This is a genomic window from Microbispora sp. CL1-1, assembly GCF_012034195.1.
Taxonomy (GTDB): Bacteria; Actinomycetota; Actinomycetes; order Streptosporangiales; family Streptosporangiaceae; genus Microbispora.
On the sequence record NZ_JAATEK010000023.1, the window covers coordinates 111,932 to 128,685 of the forward strand.

Sequence of the window (16,754 nt, forward strand, 5' to 3'; positions counted from 1 at the left end):
CCGCCCGCCTGAACGCCACCGGGGCCGCCGCCCGCCTGAACGCCACCGGGGCCGCCGCCCGCCTGAACGCCACCCGGGCCACCGGCCGCCGCACCGGCCACGACGGTGCACAGACCACGGACGTTCCCGGCCTGCCACACCGACCACGGCCACGGACGTTCCGGCCCGGGCGCATCATCGAGGGCGACTCGGGCGTCCGCCGCGCGGCCGGGGGGCTGAAACCGGCGGCCTCGGGCCGTAGCCTGGTGATCGTGTCGGAACCCACGCAGCACCCCGGCGGTCCGCGGCGAGGCACCAGCACGGCCGGCGTCCTGCGGGCCGCCGGTGTGTTCGTCGCGGGGTTCGCGCTGGCCGTGACCGCGCTGCTCCCGTGGGCGGGCCTCACCGCCGAGTTCGGCATTCTCAACGCGTCGCTCACGCACGCCGTGCGCGGCGTCGACGCGGGCCCGGGCTGGTTCGTGCTGGGCGCCGGGATCACGGCGATGCTGCTCGGCGTGCTCGGCGCGACGCGAAACTGGCTGTTCACCGGGCTGGCGATCCTGCCCGGCGCGGTGGCCGCCTTCGCGCTGGCCATGTTCCTCGCCGACCCGCACGACCTCGTGGGCCGGCTCGACTTCCAGGTCTCCGGGCTGCTGCGGGTGCACCCGACGATCCAGTACGGCTGGTTCGCCGGCCTGCTGGCCTCGGTCGCGCTGGCCGTGCTCGCCGCCGTCGCGCTGCTGCGCCGCCGGTGAATGGCCGTCAGTCGTAGAAGCCGAGACGCCGCAGCTGCTTGGGATCGCGCTGCCACTCCTTGGCGATCTTCACCCGGAGATCGAGGTAGACGCGGGTGCCGAGCAGCGCCTCGATCTGCTGCCGGGCGCGGGTGCCCACGTCCTTGAGCCGCGCGCCGCCCGGGCCGATCACGATCGCCTTCTGCGAGGGCCGCTCGACGAACATGTGGGCGTACACGTCGAGGAGGTCGTCACGACCCTCCCGGGGGTGCATCTCCTCCACGACCACCGCGATCGAGTGGGGCAGCTCGTCGCGCACGCCCTCCAGTGCGGCCTCCCGGATCAGCTCGGCGACCAGCGTCTGCTCCGGCTCGTCGGTGAGTTCCCCGCCGGCGTACAGCGGGGGCGACTCCGGCAGCCGCTTGACGAGCACGTCGGCGAGGACGTCGAGCTGCTCGCCGCCCTGCGCGGACACCGGGACGATCTCCGCGAAATCGGCCAGCGCGGACACCGCGAGAAGCTGGTGGGCGATCTGCTCGCGAGTGGCGAGGTCGCACTTGGTGACGACCGCCACCACCGGGGTCTTCTTGACGGCGGCGAGCTTGTCGACGATGAACCGGTCGCCCTTGCCGATCGGCTCGTTGGCCGGCACGCAGAACCCGATCACGTCGACCTCGGTCAGCGTGGACAGCACCAGGCTGTCCAGCCGCTCGCCCAGCAGCGTGCGGGGACGGTGGAACCCGGGGGTGTCCACGATCACGAGCTGGGCGTCCGGGCGGTGCACGATGCCGCGGATGGCCCGCCGCGTGGTCTGCGGCTTGGACGAGGTGATCGCCACCTTGGTGCCGACCAGGGCGTTCATCAGCGTGGACTTGCCGACGTTGGGCCTGCCGACGAAGCAGGCGAAGCCCGCACGGAAACCGCTCGATTCGGCGTCCACGTCAGATGTACCGGCCCTTCAGGGAACCGTCGGGCGCGGCCAGGAAGAGCGTGCCGTTGCCCATGTCCTCGACGACGGCCACGTCCTGCTCCGCCGGGTCGTCGGCCTCGGTGACGATCGCCGCCGCCTCCAGGGACTTCGCCCCGCTGGACACGGCCATGGCGACGGCCGCCTGGAGGGCCGAGAGCCGGAGCGAGGGCAGCGCCACCGTGGTCGCGGCGTACGTCCGGCCGGTCTCGTCGCGCACCGCGGCGCCCTCGGGGGTGCCGCCGCGCGCCCGCGCCGACCTGGCCAGCGTGATGATCTTGTTGTCCTCGGGGTCCAGCGTCTGTGTCACGCGTCAAGGGTACCGACCTCGCGGACGAGCAGCCGTGTCAGTTCGGCCGTACGGACGGGGTCGGGAGCGGCCAGGCCGGCGTGCACGAGCGCGATCAGCGTATGGCCGGAGCGGGCGACGACCACGTGCATGCGGTAGGGGTAGCCGCCGACCTTTCCGGTCAGCGCCCGGCCCGCGGCGTCCGGCCCGCCGATGCCGGGCAGCGGCGTCCGCCCGGTCAGGCGGTCGTACGGCGTGCCGTCGTCGGCCGTCGCGCAGCGGGAGAGGGCGTCGCGGAGCGCGGCGAGGTGACCGGCCGCCTCGCCGCCGTCGTAGACGGCGACGCCGACCCCGGCGAGCTCGCCCGCGTGCGCGCCCTGGTAGGTGGCGGCGGTCGCGCCGCTGAGCCCCTCGCGCGGGGGCCTGCCCGCGGCCGCGTCGAACAGCAGGCGGCACGCGCGGGCGCGGGGACGGAACGGCGGACGCCAAGGCGCCCGCGCGTGGCTGAAGAACCCCTCGGGAAGGCCGTCCATCCGGCCGAGCACCATCGGCGGGCGCCTGACCTCCGCCTTGTGAGGCACCCGGACGGGGGCGTGCGTGACCCCGTCCGTGCCGCCGCAGGCACCGGTGGCCAGGACCAGGCAGCCCGCGACGGCCGCGTGGACGATGCGCATACCCGCCTCCCCGCTTTGCCGGAGGTTTTCCTTCCCCGGACCGCGAGCGGGTAATCACATTGCGTAATCAATACTGATCCGACGCGGGAACCAATGCGGGGCTCCCACCCTTGACCGGGTGGGAGCCCCGCACCGATTACGGATCCCCCATGGGAGGCTCCGGTGCGCCGCGAACCCCTCCCGGCGCGCCGGACTCCCCAACGAGACGCCCCGAACCCCTTCTGAGCGCCTGGGACAACGATGGCCGGGCACGCTTGCAACTCGGTTGAAAGACGCTTGCAGCCCCAGGTGGTGACGGGTCACCCGAGGTCGCGCCGGCTCACTCGTGGCGGGTCACTCGTGGCGGGTCACTCGTGGCGGGTCACTCGTGGCAGGTCACTCGTGGTCGGCGCCGGCGGCCACGACCTCGTCGCCCGTCGCGGGCTCCTCGCGGCGCACGACGACCGTGCTGATCCGGTTGCGGCGTCCGGCCAGGTTCTCGGCCGTCAGGCGCAGGCCGCCGACCACCGCCTCCGAGCCCGCGATCGGCACCCGGCCCAGGGCGTGCGCCAGCAGGCCGCCGACCGTGTCGACGTCGTCGACCTCGATCTCGCGGTCGAACAGCTCGCCGAGCTCGTCGACCGGGAGCCGCGCGGTCACCCGCACCGCCCCGTCGTCCAGCCATTCGACCCGCGGGGCCTCCTGGTCGTACTCGTCGGCGATCTCGCCGACGATCTCCTCAATGACGTCCTCGATGGTGACGAGGCCCGCGGTGCCGCCGTACTCGTCGATGACGATGGCGAGGTGGATCTGCCGCGCCTGCATCTCGCGCAGCAGCTCGTCGATCGGCTTGCTCTCCGGCACGTACGTCGCGGGGCGCATGAGCTCGTCCACCCGCGTCCCGCCGTCGCCGGTGTCCTGGATGCGGCGGACGATGTCCTTGAGGTAGGCGATGCCCACCACGTCGTCCTCGTTCTCCCCCACCACGGGGATGCGGGAGAACCCGCTGCGCAGGGCCAGCGAGAGCGCCTGGTGCAGCGTCTTGCCGCGCTCGATGAAGACCATGTCGGTGCGCGGCACCATGACCTCGCGCACCAGCGTGTCGCCGAGCTCGAAGACCGAGTGGATCATCTCCCGCTCGTCGGGCTCGATGACCCTGCGCTGCTCGGCCAGGTCTACGAGGTCGCGCAGCTCGGCCTCGGAGGTGAACGGCCCCTCGCGGAAGCCCTTGCCCGGGGTGAGCGCGTTGCCCAGCAGGATCAGTAACTCGGGCAGCGGCCCGAAGATCCGGGTCAGGCCGTACACGATGGGTGCGCTCGCCAGCGCCACCACCTCGGCGTGCTGGCGGCCGAGCGTGCGCGGCATGACCCCGACGATGACGTAGCTCACCAGGATCATCACCACGGCCGCCAGGGCGTACGCCTGCCCGCGGTCGCCGAGCCAGTCGATGAACAGCAACGTCGTGATCACCGTCGCGACGAGCTCACAGCTCAGGCGGAGCAGAAGCACCAGGTTGAGGTAGCGCGGCGGGTCGGCGACGATCGCCTGCAGCCGCACCGCACCGCGCCTGCCCTCCTTGACGAACTCTTCAGCGCGCACCCTGGAGATGCGGGTCAGCGCCGTCTCCGCACTCGCCAGCAGGCCGCCGGCCACGATGAGGACGACGGCGGAGAGCAGCCAGCCGTCGTTCACGGCTTACGCCGCACCTCCCGCCAGGCGCCGAGCAGCTCGTCCTGCAGCCCGAACATCTCGGCGTGCTCCTCCGGCTCGGCGTGGTCGTAGCCGAGCAGGTGCAGGATGCCGTGCGTGCACAGCAGTTCGAGCTCGTCCTGCGCGCTGTGCCCGGCCTCGGCGGCCTGCTTGGCGGCCACCTGGGGGCACAGCACCACGTCGCCGAGCAGCGCCGGGTCGGGGGACGCGTCGTCCTCGTCCCGGCCGCCGACGTTGGGCCGCAGCTCGTCCATGGGGAAGGCCAGCACGTCGGTCGGCCCCGGCTCCCCCATCCACTGCTCGTGCAGCTCGGCCATCGCCGCCTCGTCGATCACCAGGATCGACAGCTCGGCCAGCGGGTTGATCCCCATCCGGCCGAGGACGTGCCCGGCCAGCTCGACCAGCGCCGACTCGTCGACCTCGACGCCGGACTCGTTGGCCACCTCGATGCTCACGGGGTCTCCTCACCCGTCATGGTCGCGCTCACCGCCGGTTGTTCCGCGGCCGCTTGTTGATCGCGCGCGGTTCCGACGCCATCGCGGCGTCGTACCGGCCGTAGGCGTCGACGATGTCGCTCACCAGCTTGTGCCGTACGACGTCGGCGCTGGTCAGCCTGCTGAAATGGATGTCCTCGATGCCGTCGAGGATCTGCTGGACGACCTTCAGGCCGCTGTCCTGGCCGCCGGGCAGGTCGATCTGGGTCACGTCACCGGTGACCACGATCTTCGAGTTGAACCCGAGCCTGGTCAGGAACATCTTCATCTGCTCGGGCGAGGTGTTCTGCGCCTCGTCCAGGATGATGAAGGCGTCGTTCAGCGTGCGTCCGCGCATGTACGCGAGCGGCGCGACCTCGATCGTCCCCGCCGACATCAGGCGCGGGATGGACTCGGGGTCGAGCATGTCGTGCAGCGCGTCGTACAGCGGCCGCAGGTAGGGGTCGATCTTCTCGTAGAGCGTGCCGGGCAGGAAGCCCAGCCGCTCCCCCGCCTCGACGGCGGGGCGGGTGAGGATGATCCGGTTGACCCGCTTGTTCTGGAGGGCCTTCACGGCCTTCGCCATCGCCAGATACGTCTTGCCGGTGCCGGCGGGGCCGATGCCGAAGACGATCGTGTGCCTGTCGATCGCGTCGACGTACCGCTTCTGGTTGACCGTCTTCGGGCGGATGGTGCGGCCCCGCGAGGACAGGATGTCCAGGGACAGAACCTCGGCCGGACGGTCGGTGGCCTGCCGCAGCATGTGGATGCTGCGCTCGACCGCGTCGGGGGACAACTCGGCACCCGAGCCGACCAGCTCCACCAGCTCCTCGAAGAGGCGCACGACGATGCCGCTCTCCTCGGGACTGCCGGTGATCGTGATTTCGTTGCCCCGCACGTGGATATCGGCGCTGAAGGCGCCCTCGATGACCCGTAGCAGCTCGTCGCCCGACCCGAGGAGGCTGACCATCGGCTGCCCCTCGGGGATGACTACCTTGGCCTGGGTCTTGTGCATTTGCTGTGACTCGGACATGGGCGGCCTTTGCGGCCCTGATCGCCTCCCTAGCTCCCTCCCCACTTTAGCCGCTCAGCCGGGGGGCCAGGTGAGGCCCCGGCCGCCGAGGACGTGCGCGTGGACGTGGAAGACCGTCTGCCCGGCGCCCTCTCCGGTGTTGAACACGATCCGGTAGCCGCTCTCGGCCACGCCCTCCTGTACGGCCACCGCGTGGCAGGCCTTGAGCAGGTCGTCTGCCAGGCCGTCGTCGGCCGCCGCCAGCGCGGCGGCGTTCTCGTGGTGGGCCCTCGGCACGACGAGGACGTGGGTGGGGGCCTGCGGGTTGATGTCGCGGAAGGCCAGCGCCCGCCCGGTCTCCAGGACGATGTCCGCCGGGACCTCCTTGGCCACGATCTTGCAGAAGAGGCAGTCGCTCACGCGCGAAAGCCTAGCCGTTGACACTAGTTGATGACTGCAATGATCCCCCGGGCTAGGGTGAGTGTGCGAGACTGCACCAGAAAACCCCCCTAGTGTCGGGCGAGGACACCACTGGGCCATGCCCCCTCATGATTCGGAAGAACGTAAACCCCCCGAGGATGACGAGCGTCCTATTGATGTGACCACCGAGACCCTCGTGGCCGACAGGTCGTTGGGAACGGTGCCCGTCGGGTGGGATGCCGACATGGCCGTGACGGCGCTCTACAGCGCTCACTATCGGTCACTGGTGCGTCTCGCCGTGCTGCTGGTGCGTGATGTGGCCAGCGCCGAAGAGGTCGTTCAGGACGCGTTCGTCGCCCTTCATGGCGCCTGGCGCAGGCTGAGGGACACCGACAAGGCACTGGCCTACCTTCGGCAATCGGTCGTGAACCGATCGCGTTCCGTGCTGCGGCACCGAGCGGTCGTCGAGAAGTACGCGCCCAAGGGGCTGCCCGACGCGCCCAGCGCTGAGAACGGCGCGATCGGCGAACTGGAGCGCTCGGCCGTCATCGAGGCGCTGCGCGGCTTACCCACCCGGCAGCGCGAGGCACTGGTGCTGCGATACTACGGCGACCTGTCGGAAGCCGAGATCGCCCACGCGATGGGGATCAGCAAGGGCGCCGTGAAGAGTCACACGGCCCGCGGCATGGCCGCACTACGGATGGCACTGGAGCAGTTCTCATGACCTTCCCTCCCGACGACGAGTACGGCGAGCTGCTCCGCCGTGCCCTGCGCGCGGAGGCGGACTCGGTCGTGCCGTCTCCCGATGGACTCGAAATCATCCGCGGGCGGATCGAGCAGCGTGGTCTGCGCGGCCTGCGGCACCTGCTGTGGCGGCGGGTCGGAGCGGCCGCCGCCGGGGCCGTGCTCGTGGCGGGCGCGGTCGTGATGATCGTCCCCGGCCTGCGCGACCAGGTGGCGCAATCAACGGGCATCTCCAACGCCGGCGACGAACGTGAGGACAACAGGGACACCTCGTCGGTGATCCGGCCGCCCAACCCGGCGGAGCCCTCGCGGCCGGTCGTGATCGTGCCCGTCACCCCGAGCCCGTCGCGCGAACGGCCCAGCCCGACCCCCACGCCCAAGACGGAGGCGACCACCAGACCGTCGCCGTCGCCGTCCGATCCCTGCGTCACGCCCACCCCCGAGGCCGGGGTGATCGAGCCCGACACGGCCCTCCCGCCGACGTGCTCGCCCACGTCGGTGACGCAGGAGACGCCCGTGACGACGCCGTCGGTCTCGCGCCGCCCGTCGTCGCCTCCGCGCACGACGTCCGCGCCCCCGGTCACCCCGAGCACGCCGCCTCCCGCGGAGGCGGCGACGCCCGAAGCGGCGGCGGCCCCGTCGCCCTCGCCCTCGCCCTGACCCGGCCCCCTGGTCGTCGGCCGGGGTCCGCGGCCCGGTGGACGGGCCGGTCCCGGCCTCCGAGTTGACGGGACGGCTTTGTCAGCCGTGGCGGGGCTATGCGCCGCGGCCGGACTATGAGCCGAGGCCGGGCTATGCGCCGCGGCCGTGCGTCACCAGCGGCCGCAGCGGGACATCAGGACGGCCGCCGCGGCCACGCCCGCAGTCGAGGTGCGCAGCACCGTCGGCCCCAGCAGGGCCGGCGTGGCTCCCGCGGCCCGCAACGTGGCGATCTCCTCGTCGGTGACGCCGCCCTCCGGGCCGACGATCATCACGATGTCGCCCGGCTCCTCCGGCAGGGGCAGGCGGCTCAGCGGCTCAGCGGCCTCCTCGTGCAGGACGACCGCGAGCGCCGCCGACGAGACGAGCGCGCCGACCGCCGCGGTCGTGGCCTGCTCTGTCACCTCGGGCAGATGGAAGCGCCGGGCCTGCTTGGCCGCCTCGCGGGCCGTGCCGCGCCAGCGGGCGAGGGCCTTGGCGGCCCGGTCGCCCTTCCACTGGGTGACGCACCGGGAGGCGGCCCAGGGGACGATCACGTCGACCCCGGCCTCGGTCATCATCTCGACCGCGAGCTCGCCCCGGTCGCCCTTGGGCAGGCCCTGGACGACCACCAGTCTCGGCCGGGGCGGCGGGACCTCATAGCGGCGCAGCACCTCGGCGGTCAGCGAGTCCTTCCCCGCCGCCGTGACCGTGCACTCGGCCACCCGCCCCGCGCCGTCGGTCAGGTCGATCCGCTCCCCCGGCCGCAGGCGGCGTACGGCGGCGGCGTGCCGCCCCTCGGGCCCGTCGAGGACGATCGTGTCCCCCGTCTGGCCGGCCGCGTCCGACAGGAACACGGGAACAGTCATGCGATCAGCTCAGCGGCCGTTGAAGGCGTCCCGCAGGCGGGAGAAGAAGCCCTGCTGGCCCGGGGAGAACTTGCCGGGCGGGCGCTCCTCGCCGCGCAGCTTCGCCAGCTCGCGCAGCAGTTCCTCCTGCTGCGGGTCGAGCTTGCTCGGCGTCTCGACGTTCACGTGGATCAGCAGGTCGCCTCTGCCGGTCTCGTTGAGCCGCTGGACGCCCTTGCCGTACAGGGGGATGACCTGGCCGGCCTGGGTGCCGGGCCGGATGTCGATCTCCTCCGCGCCGTCGAGGGTCTCGATCGTGAGCGAGGTGCCGAGCGCGGCGGCCGTCATCGGGATGGCCACCGTGCAGTGCAGGTCGTCGCCGCGCCGCTCGAAGATCTGGTGCGGCCGCTCGACGATCTCCAGGAACAGGTCGCCGGGAGGCCCGCCGCCGGGGCCGACCTCGCCCTCGCCGGCGAGCTGGATGTGCGTGCCGTCCTCGACGCCGGCCGGGATCCTGACCTTGATCGTGCGCCGGGTCCGCACCCGTCCCTCGCCCGAGCACTCCATGCAGGGGTGCCGGATGACGCTGCCGTACCCGCCGCACTGGGGGCAGGGACGCGAGGTCATGACCTGGCCGAGGAACGAACGGGTCACCTGCGACACCTCGCCGCGCCCGTGACACATGTCGCAGGTGTCGGGGTGCGTGCCGGACGCCGCCCCGGAGCCCTGGCAGACCTCGCAGACCACGGCCGTGTCGACCACGATCTCGCGGGTCGTGCCGAAGGCCGCCTCCGCCAGGTCGAGCTCGACCCTGATGGTGGCGTTGCGGCCCCGGCGGGCACGGGAGCGGGGCCCCCGCGCGGCGCCCGCCGAGCCGAAGAAGGCGTCCATGATGTCGCTGAACGGGAAGCCCGCGCCGAAGCCGCCGGCTCCGGCCCCCGCTCCGCCGCCACCGCCGAACGGGTCGGCGCCCATGTCGTACATGCGGCGCTTGCCCGCGTCGGACAGCACCTCGTACGCCTGGTTGATCTCCTTGAACCGCTCCTGGGTCTCCGGATCGGGGTTGACGTCCGGGTGCAGCTCACGGGCAAGACGGCGGTATGCCTTCTTGATCTCTTCCTGGCTGGCGTCGCGCCGTACGCCAAGGGTCGCGTAGTAGTCGTTGGACACTTATGACCCCGCCAGGATCTGGCCGACGTAACGCGCCACCGCGCGCACCGCACCCATCGTCACCGGATAGTCCATTCGTGTCGGGCCCAGCACTCCGAGCCGGGCCAGTTCTCTGTCGCCCGAACCGTATCCGGCGGCCACGATAGACGTGCCGCGGAGCCCGCTGTAGGGGTTCTCGGATCCGATGCGGACGGTCAGTTCGGAAAGCCCGCCGGTCTCCCCCAGCAGGCGGATGAGGACGACCTGCTCCTCCAGGGCCTCCAGCACGTCCCGCAGGCCGATGCTGAAGTCGGCGGCGGCCAGGTTGGCCGTGCCACCGAAGACGATCTTCTCCTCGTGCCGCTCCACGAGCGTCTCAAGCAGCACGGAGAGGATCGTGGCCGCCACCGGCCTGTCCTCGGGGGGCAGGCGGTCGGGAATGTCGGCCACCGTCTCCGGCACCTGGGACAGGCCGCAGCCGTCCAGGCACGCGTTGAGCACGGCGCGCAGATTCGCGATCCGGTCGTCGGCGATGGCCTCGGGCAGATCGACCACACGCTGCTCGACCCGCCCGGTGTTCGTGATCAGCACCAGCATGACCCGGCGCTCCGCGAGCGGGACGATCTCCACATGGCGGACCGACGACCTGGTGAGCGAGGGATACTGCACCACCGCGACCTGACGGGTGAGCTGCGCGAGCAGCCGCACCGTACGCATGACGATCTCGTCGAGGTCCACGGCCCCGGCGAGGAAGGTCTCGATGGCCCTGCGCTCGGCACCCGACAGCGGCTTGATCTGGGACAGCCGGTCGACGAACAGCCGGTATCCCTTGTCCGTCGGCACCCTTCCGGCACTGGTGTGCGGCTGGGTGATGTAGCCCTGCTCCTCCAGCGCCGCCATGTCGTTGCGGATCGTCGCCGGAGAGACGCCGAGGTTGTGCCTGTCCGCCAGGGCCTTGGACCCCACCGGCTCGTTGGTGGACACGTAGTCCTCGACGATGGCCCGCAGGACGGCGAGCTTGCGGTCGTCGAGCAATGTGTCACCTCCCTGTGCCTGGAAACACCGACTCTGGCACTCTGTGTTCCCGAGTGCCAAGTGTACGGCTACCACCCCACCTGGTGCGATAACGCGCAGGGGGGCACGGACAAGCGGGCTGCGAATCGACCGCAAGCCGCATGGCCGACTCTTCACCCTATGCACGAGCACCAGAGACCCGCGCCGGCCGAGGCGACCACGCGGGTTCCCCGCCCATGATGCCCCCGGCACGGCCCGGCGCGCCCCTGTGGCTGCCGCACCCGTTTCCCCCGCCGTACGCCGCTCCCCGGCCGATCCGGCCCCGCGCTGCTGTGGGTCCCTGGGTGCTCTTCGCCGTCCTGCCGGTCGTGCCGGCTTCCTGGCCGCGCCGATCGTGACGATCGTCGTACTCGCGCGCCGCTCCGCGGCCCGCCGCCGCAGGGCGTGATTTGCTAGCGTTCCCCGCATGTACGGGCGGGACGTGCTTTCCGGAGACTGGCGGCGGCCACGGCGGGGGCAGATCCCCGAGGTCCCGGCAGAGCCCGACCTCGTGGTGGAGGACGCCGAGGGCCGCTTCTGCGGCGCCGTGGTGGCCTGCGACAAGGAGGCCGTGACGCTGGAGGACCGGTTCGGCCGCAGGCGGGTGTTCCCGCTGACGCCCGCCGGGTTCCTCCTCGAAGGCAAACCGGTGACGCTGGTGCGGCCCCAGGCCGGCCCCAAGGGCCCGCTGCGGAGCGCCTCCGGGTCGATCGCGGTCGAGGGCCTGCGCGCGCAGGTCGCCAAGGGGAGCCGCATCTACGTCGAGGGCGTCCACGACGCCTCGCTGGTGGAGAAGATCTGGGGACACGACCTGCGGGTGGAGGGGGTCGTCGTCGAGTTCCTCGAAGGGGTGGACGACCTCCCTGCCATCGTCGAGGAGTTCGGCCCCGAGCCGGGCAGGCGGCTCGGCGTGCTCGTCGACCACCTGGTGCCCGGCTCGAAGGAGAGCCGCATCGCCGCCCGGGTGTCCGGGGACGACGTGCTCGTCGTCGGGCATCCGTTCGTGGACATCTGGCAGGCGGTCAAGCCCCGGGCGCTCGGCATCCCCGCCTGGCCGGACGTGCCGCGCGGCGTGCCCTGGAAGGAGGGCGTGATCGCCGCCCTCGGCTGGCGGATGGACCCCCAGGAGGCGTGGCGGCACATCCTGAGCCGGGTCACGACCTACGCCGACCTGGAGCCCGAGCTCCTCGGCCGTGTGGAAGAACTGATCGACTTCGTCACCGCCCCCGTTTAAGGGGTGAGATCCCGGATCTAAGGGGTGAGGTCCCGGACCACCGCGTCGGCGAGCAGCCTGCCGCGCAGCGTGAGCACGGCCTGGCCGGCCTTGAACGCCTCCACCTCCAGCAGTCCGTCCGCCAGTGCCCGCGCGCACGCCGTACGCGCCTGGGGGGCGAGGTCGGCCAGCGGGAGACCCGAGGCGAGGCGCAGCTCCAGCATGACTCTTTCGACGGCCCTGTCCTCCGCCGACAGCACCTCGCGGGCGTGCGCGGGCGAGGTCCCGGCCGCCAGCCGGGCGGCGTACGCCGCCGGATGCTTGACGTTCCACCAGCGGGTGCCGCCGACGTGGCTGTGCGCCCCCGGCCCGGCCCCCCACCAGTCGCCGCCGGTCCAGTAGAGCAGGTTGTGGCGGCAGCGCGCCTCGTCTCCCGCCGCCCAGTTGGAGATCTCGTACCAGCTCAGGCCCGCGGCCGTCAGCATCTCCTCGGCGATCAGGTAGCGGTCGGCCGCCACGTCGTCGTCCGGCATCGGCAGCTCGCCGCGCCGGATGCGTGCGGCGAGCCGGGTGCCGTCCTCGACGATCAGGGAGTACGCCGAGACGTGGTCGGGCCCGGCGGCCAGCGCGGCCTCCAGGGAGGCCCTCCAGTCGTCGTCGCTCTCCCCCGGCGTGCCGTAGATGAGGTCGAGGTTGACGTGCTCGAACCCGGCGTCGCGGGCCTCTCGTACGGCCTCGGCGGGCCGGCCGGGGGTGTGCCGCCGGTCGAGGACGGCGAGGACGTGCTCGCCCGCGCTCTGCATGCCGAAGCTCATCCGGGTGAACCCGCCCGCCCGCAGTTCCTTCAGGTAGGCCGGGTCGACGGACTCGGGGTTGGCCTCGGTCGTCACCTCGGCGCCGGGCCGCAGGCCGAACTCCTCGCCGATGGCGTCCAGGATCCGTACGAGGTCGGCGGCGGGCAGCAGGGTCGGCGTGCCGCCACCGAAGAAGACGGTCTCCACGGGCGGCGCGGCGTCTCCCAGCACGCGCCGGGCCAGCCGTATCTCCTCGACCGCGGTGGCGGCGTAGTCGCGCTGTGATGCGCCGGGCCCCAGCTCGGACGCCGTGTAGGTGTTGAAGTCGCAGTAGCCGCAGCGCGTCGCGCAGAACGGGACGTGGACGTAGAAGCCGAACGGACGGGAGCCGAGCCCGTCGAGGGCCTCGGACGGCAGCTCGCCGCTCGGGGGGACGGGATCGCCGTCGGGAAGCACGGAAGGCACGCTCTCCAGTCTGCCGCCACTTGCACCCTGCCCTCGACGCCCGGTCTGGTATCACTGCCGGTTTTTCGCTCTCGCCCGAATATCGCACGATATGCGATGCCGGAATATCTCTTATGAGCATTCGCCCGGCCGAGATTTCCGGGTCCGTTCGCCGCGCGCCAGGAGATTCTCTCGACCCCCCGGGGAAGTGTTCCGATCTTTCCTACGGAAAATCAAGCCTGCGCCAGGGGCTTTTACCGGCCACCAGAGAGGGGATCAACCTCGCCGAGTGCGTCGATCTTTCACTGACGACGCCGTTTCCGGTCTCGCGTACGGCCTGAACCGCAAGGCGCGCGAAGATCGCGGCAAATAGCAACAGATGCGGGTTGTCGGGGGTAGTCATGCATGAAAACGACGAGGCGAGCGAGCTGACGCGGCGCCGGTTCATCCAGTTCTCCAGTATGGCGGGCGCCACCATACTCACAGGCGCGAGCATTCTCGCCGGCGCCGGGCACGCGCTCTCCGCGCCTTCGCCGACATGCGGCCCAGACCCCGACGAAAATGATTGCGGCAATCCCCACAGTAAGGAGCCCCTCTGGACAAAAAGTCAGGACTGCTTCAAAAAAGGCACCTGCCTGCAGAACCACCCAGACTTCGTGGTGATGAAGGGCAACCCGAGCAAGAAGAAGTACGTCAACTACCTCCTCATCCCCACCAAGCGGATCAACGGCATCGAGTGTCCGTGGATCTGCTGCAGCACCGCACCGAATTATTGGAGCGCCGCCGACTACTGCGCCACCCAGCAGCCCACCGAGGTTCCCGCCCCGGTGGGATTGGGGATCAATTCGAGGCCGGCGAGACAGCTCGACCAGTTGCACATCCACATGGCGCGGGCGCGCCCGGAGTCCTATAACGACCTCGTCGCCCAGGACAAGCTGGCCGCCAGAACCGTAGAGAATTGGGCGGACACGCGCGTGTCGATCACCGGCTACAGCGAGCAGCACCACACGAACATCCAACACACCTACCGCGTGCTCATCTGGGGGGGATTCACCCACGACAATCTCTTCGCCATGCTCAGGAGCATGCTGGTCCACACGCCGCACGGAGGGACCATCGCCAAGGCTCAGGCGATCATGTACCTCCAGACGCTGATCGTGATACCTCGGCCCTTCGGCGGCTACTACATCGTCAACAGCGAGAGGAGCCTGGAGAAACCGGGGACGTCCAAGGCGGATGGAAGCGACACCTGCGACCCCCTGCTTCTCATGCATCCGTGACCCCGTCACCGTTCGCATGGCAGCGCCCGAACTAAGTGCGTACGACGCCGTGGTCGCGCGCGAGGCGCCGTCGCACGCGTGGCAGCACGGTCGCGCGTGTGGGCGGCATGATCGCGTGCGTGGCGCCGGCCCGCCGCACTGGGGCGCTGCCATTGACGCCCTGATCACCTCGGTCTACGATCGCGGCAATTTACAGGAAACTTTCCTATAAAAAGCGCTCGGGAGGCCGGCGTGCTCATGAGAAGGACTCTCGCCGCGGCGGTCGCCGCCACCCTGGCGGCCGGATTAGCGCCGTCAGCGGCCCAGGCCACCACCGGCGGCGGAGACCGCTACAAGCGGGTGGCCTACTTCATCCAGTGGGGCATCTACGGTTAGAACCTTCCTTGGAGTGCAAACTTCAAGGAGGCCCCCATGGCAGAGGTTGTCCCTGTCGTCTCGTACGCGCGCATCTCGTCCGACGGCCGTGGAGACGAGCACGGCGTACAGGATCAGCACAAGGTCAACCGGGAGACGGCCGCGCGACTCGGCTGGACGATCGTCCACGAGTTCACCGACAACGACAAGTCGGCCGCCAAGGCCAACGTAGTACGCGACGCCTTCGAGACGATGGTCAAGGCGCTGCGCGCCGGACGCCTCCCGGACGGGACACCTATAGAAGGTGTGGTGATCGTCGCTGAGGACCGGCTGGCACGCCGTCCCGGCGACTACGAGCGCTTCGTGGAAGCCTTCACCTATCGCGACGGGCGGGTCTTCGCCGACGCTCGCGGGCCGAAGGACCTCTACAGCGAGGACACCGAGAGCATGGGCCTGTTCGGGGCCGTGATTTCGAAAATGGAAGTACGGAAGATGCAGCGGCGCATGCGTCGCTCTCACCGGGCGCGGGCGGAGCAAGGCGTACCGGCGGGCGGCCCTCGTCCATTCGGATGGCTGGCTGATCGCGTCACCATCCATCCCGAAGAGGGGCCGCTGCTGCGCGAGGCGGTGGACGCCATCATCGCCGGGGGCTCTCTCCGCGCGATCGTGATGAAGTGGCAGCAGCTCGGGGTGCGTACGACGCGGGGGAACGAGTGGTCACGCCGTTCCCTGCGGGCCACCCTGTCCAGTCCCCGGCTCTGCGGGTGGCGAGAGATCAACGGTGAGCTGGTCCGCGACGCGGACGGCAACCCGGTGGTCGGCAAGTGGGAAGCCCTGATCACACCCGAGGAACTGCTTGCCGTGCGGGCCGCCTTCGAGCGCACCTCCCGAGAGAAGGCCGATCAGTACGCGGCCCTGGGGATGCGCTTCGATCAGCGGGAGCACCGCTATCTCCTGTCGGGCATCCTCCGGTGCGGCAAGCCCAAGGCCGATGGGACCGGCATCTGCAACGCACCCCTGCGGGTTCGGCCGGCACGCGGAGGGGTTCACCTTTACGTCTGTCCCGCTCCGAGTGACGGCGGATGCGGGGGCGTCGGGCGGCGCGGTGACCGGGTGGACGTGTTCATATCCGAGCTGGTCCTGGCGAAGCTCGACGAGTCCCCCGACGCGGACATGGAGGACGTCCCGTGGGCCGGTGAGCAAGAGCTGAAAGACACGAAGGAGCAGCTCGCCGAACTCACCCGGCAGTGGAACGCGCGCACGATCAGCAATGAGCTGTTCTTCATGCTCGTCCCGTCGCTTGAGCAGCGGATCAACGAGTTGCGGCGGGAGGGCCAGGCGTACACGGCGGCCAAGGAACGCAAGCGGGCTCGGCGCATCGTTGACGGGGCCGACATACGGCGGCGCTGGTATCTCCCCGAGGACCAGGGTGGCCTCTCCATGGGCACGAAGCGCGCGATGGTCATGGAGGCGTTCCACGCGGTGATCATCCACCCCGTTGGCAAGGGCATGGGGTCGTGGGGCAACTTCGACCCGAACGCGCTCGAACCCATCTGGCGGGAGGACTGACACCCTTACCTCGGCGTGACATCTGCCTTCCTCTGTGCCCTACGCAGACATACGTCAGCGAACGCCAATGGACGCCAGTGAACGCCAGCAAACAACGGTGGACAGTCACGAGAAGGGCCACGCGCGGAACGCTGACCTGGCTAAATACGTTCTCCGGGTGGTACATCTGAAAGGGCAAGGGCTCCGTCCGCGACAGGGCGGAAAGACATCTACAACAGCGAGCTACCGGCCGCGACAGATTCGAGCACAGGGGAACCACCGGGCAAACAAAACAACAGATAAGCCGTTCCGCTGGAGGGACCCGGCCCAGCGGTAGGCCCCCTGGACGTGCTCACCGGTTCACCGTCGCACAAAACACTCCACATATCGTCTCGCTGAAGCACCACCGCAC

General features: G+C 70.6%; 18 protein-coding genes. 7 read left to right on the forward strand and 11 right to left on the reverse strand.

Annotated elements, in window-relative coordinates; all coding sequences use genetic code 11:
* Nucleotides 1-251: 251 nt before the first annotated feature.
* On the forward strand, nt 252-734 hold the full coding sequence (locus HCK04_RS25025) for a hypothetical protein (protein WP_142649830.1): 483 nt from the start codon (nt 252-254) through the stop codon (nt 732-734).
* A gap of 7 nt (nt 735-741) precedes the next feature.
* Here the strand turns inward: HCK04_RS25025 and era are convergent, their stop codons facing one another.
* The 7 genes from era to HCK04_RS42735 all read right to left on the reverse strand — a co-directional run bounded on the left by era (nt 742) and on the right by HCK04_RS42735 (nt 6,237).
* The gene (era, locus tag HCK04_RS25030; RefSeq protein ID WP_142649831.1) at nt 742-1,653 is read right to left on the reverse strand and encodes a GTPase Era; all 912 of its coding nucleotides are present in this window, start codon (nt 1,651-1,653) and stop codon (nt 742-744) included.
* A 1-nt stretch (nt 1,654) separates the two neighbouring features.
* Nucleotides 1,655-1,990 (reverse strand): cytidine deaminase, encoded by a 336-nt coding sequence (locus HCK04_RS25035; protein WP_142649832.1) that lies wholly within the window; start codon nt 1,988-1,990, stop codon nt 1,655-1,657.
* Nucleotides 1,987-2,643, reverse strand: a complete 657-nt coding sequence (locus HCK04_RS25040) for a hypothetical protein (RefSeq protein ID WP_142649833.1) — start codon at nt 2,641-2,643, stop codon at nt 1,987-1,989. The genes HCK04_RS25035 and HCK04_RS25040 overlap by 4 nt, the downstream gene beginning before the upstream one ends.
* Before the next feature lie 375 nt (nt 2,644-3,018).
* Nucleotides 3,019-4,314 carry a hemolysin family protein gene (locus tag HCK04_RS25045; RefSeq protein ID WP_142649834.1) on the reverse strand — a complete coding sequence of 432 codons (1,296 nt, stop codon included), beginning with the start codon at nt 4,312-4,314 and terminating at the stop codon, nt 3,019-3,021.
* Nucleotides 4,311-4,787, reverse strand: a complete 477-nt coding sequence (gene ybeY, locus HCK04_RS25050; RefSeq protein WP_142649835.1) for an rRNA maturation RNase YbeY — start codon at nt 4,785-4,787, stop codon at nt 4,311-4,313. The genes HCK04_RS25045 and ybeY overlap by 4 nt, the downstream gene beginning before the upstream one ends.
* Before the next feature lie 28 nt (nt 4,788-4,815).
* Nucleotides 4,816-5,838: a PhoH family protein gene (locus HCK04_RS25055; protein WP_142649836.1), complete on the reverse strand. Its 1,023-nt coding sequence runs from the start codon at nt 5,836-5,838 to the stop codon at nt 4,816-4,818.
* A gap of 54 nt (nt 5,839-5,892) precedes the next feature.
* The gene (locus HCK04_RS42735; protein WP_260617398.1) at nt 5,893-6,237 is read right to left on the reverse strand and encodes a histidine triad nucleotide-binding protein; all 345 of its coding nucleotides are present in this window, start codon (nt 6,235-6,237) and stop codon (nt 5,893-5,895) included.
* A 244-nt stretch (nt 6,238-6,481) separates the two neighbouring features.
* Here HCK04_RS42735 and HCK04_RS25065 point away from each other — a divergent pair, with 244 nt between their 5' ends.
* Both HCK04_RS25065 and HCK04_RS25070 read left to right on the forward strand, forming a co-directional pair.
* The gene (locus HCK04_RS25065) at nt 6,482-6,961 is read left to right on the forward strand and encodes a SigE family RNA polymerase sigma factor (protein ID WP_111697223.1); all 480 of its coding nucleotides are present in this window, start codon (nt 6,482-6,484) and stop codon (nt 6,959-6,961) included.
* Nucleotides 6,958-7,641, forward strand: coding sequence for a hypothetical protein (locus HCK04_RS25070; RefSeq protein ID WP_168066238.1), 684 nt, complete (start codon nt 6,958-6,960; stop codon nt 7,639-7,641). The genes HCK04_RS25065 and HCK04_RS25070 overlap by 4 nt, the downstream gene beginning before the upstream one ends.
* Before the next feature lie 152 nt (nt 7,642-7,793).
* Here HCK04_RS25070 and HCK04_RS25075 read toward each other — a convergent pair whose 3' ends face one another.
* Genes HCK04_RS25075 through hrcA form a run of 3 tightly spaced genes read right to left on the reverse strand, consistent with a single transcriptional unit; the run spans nt 7,794 to nt 10,691 of the window.
* A complete protein-coding gene (locus tag HCK04_RS25075) occupies nt 7,794-8,528 on the reverse strand; it encodes a 16S rRNA (uracil(1498)-N(3))-methyltransferase (protein WP_142649838.1) in 735 nt (244 codons plus the stop codon).
* A 9-nt stretch (nt 8,529-8,537) separates the two neighbouring features.
* A complete protein-coding gene (dnaJ, locus tag HCK04_RS25080; RefSeq protein ID WP_142649839.1) occupies nt 8,538-9,677 on the reverse strand; it encodes a molecular chaperone DnaJ in 1,140 nt (379 codons plus the stop codon).
* Nucleotides 9,678-10,691 (reverse strand): heat-inducible transcriptional repressor HrcA, encoded by a 1,014-nt coding sequence (hrcA, locus tag HCK04_RS25085; RefSeq protein WP_142649840.1) that lies wholly within the window; start codon nt 10,689-10,691, stop codon nt 9,678-9,680.
* A 445-nt stretch (nt 10,692-11,136) separates the two neighbouring features.
* Here hrcA and HCK04_RS25090 point away from each other — a divergent pair, with 445 nt between their 5' ends.
* On the forward strand, nt 11,137-11,943 hold the full coding sequence (locus tag HCK04_RS25090) for a DUF3097 domain-containing protein (protein ID WP_142649841.1): 807 nt from the start codon (nt 11,137-11,139) through the stop codon (nt 11,941-11,943).
* Nucleotides 11,944-11,960: 17 nt separating this feature from the next.
* On the opposite strand, the gene hemW is transcribed toward HCK04_RS25090, so the two are convergent.
* The gene (gene hemW / locus HCK04_RS25095; protein WP_142649842.1) at nt 11,961-13,181 is read right to left on the reverse strand and encodes a radical SAM family heme chaperone HemW; all 1,221 of its coding nucleotides are present in this window, start codon (nt 13,179-13,181) and stop codon (nt 11,961-11,963) included.
* 380 nt (nt 13,182-13,561) lie between these two features.
* Between hemW and HCK04_RS25100 the strand changes: the two genes are divergently transcribed.
* The 3 genes from HCK04_RS25100 (at nt 13,562) to HCK04_RS25110 (ending at nt 16,363) form a co-directional block, all read left to right on the forward strand.
* Entirely contained in the window at nt 13,562-14,440 is an 879-nt protein-coding gene (locus HCK04_RS25100; protein WP_142649861.1) for a CDP-diacylglycerol diphosphatase, read from the forward strand.
* A gap of 237 nt (nt 14,441-14,677) precedes the next feature.
* Nucleotides 14,678-14,815 (forward strand): hypothetical protein, encoded by a 138-nt coding sequence (locus tag HCK04_RS25105; protein WP_168066240.1) that lies wholly within the window; start codon nt 14,678-14,680, stop codon nt 14,813-14,815.
* 36 nt (nt 14,816-14,851) lie between these two features.
* Complete coding sequence (locus tag HCK04_RS25110) at nt 14,852-16,363, forward strand: recombinase family protein (RefSeq protein WP_142649843.1); 1,512 nt, start codon at nt 14,852-14,854, stop codon at nt 16,361-16,363.
* Nucleotides 16,364-16,754 lie beyond the last annotated feature (391 nt).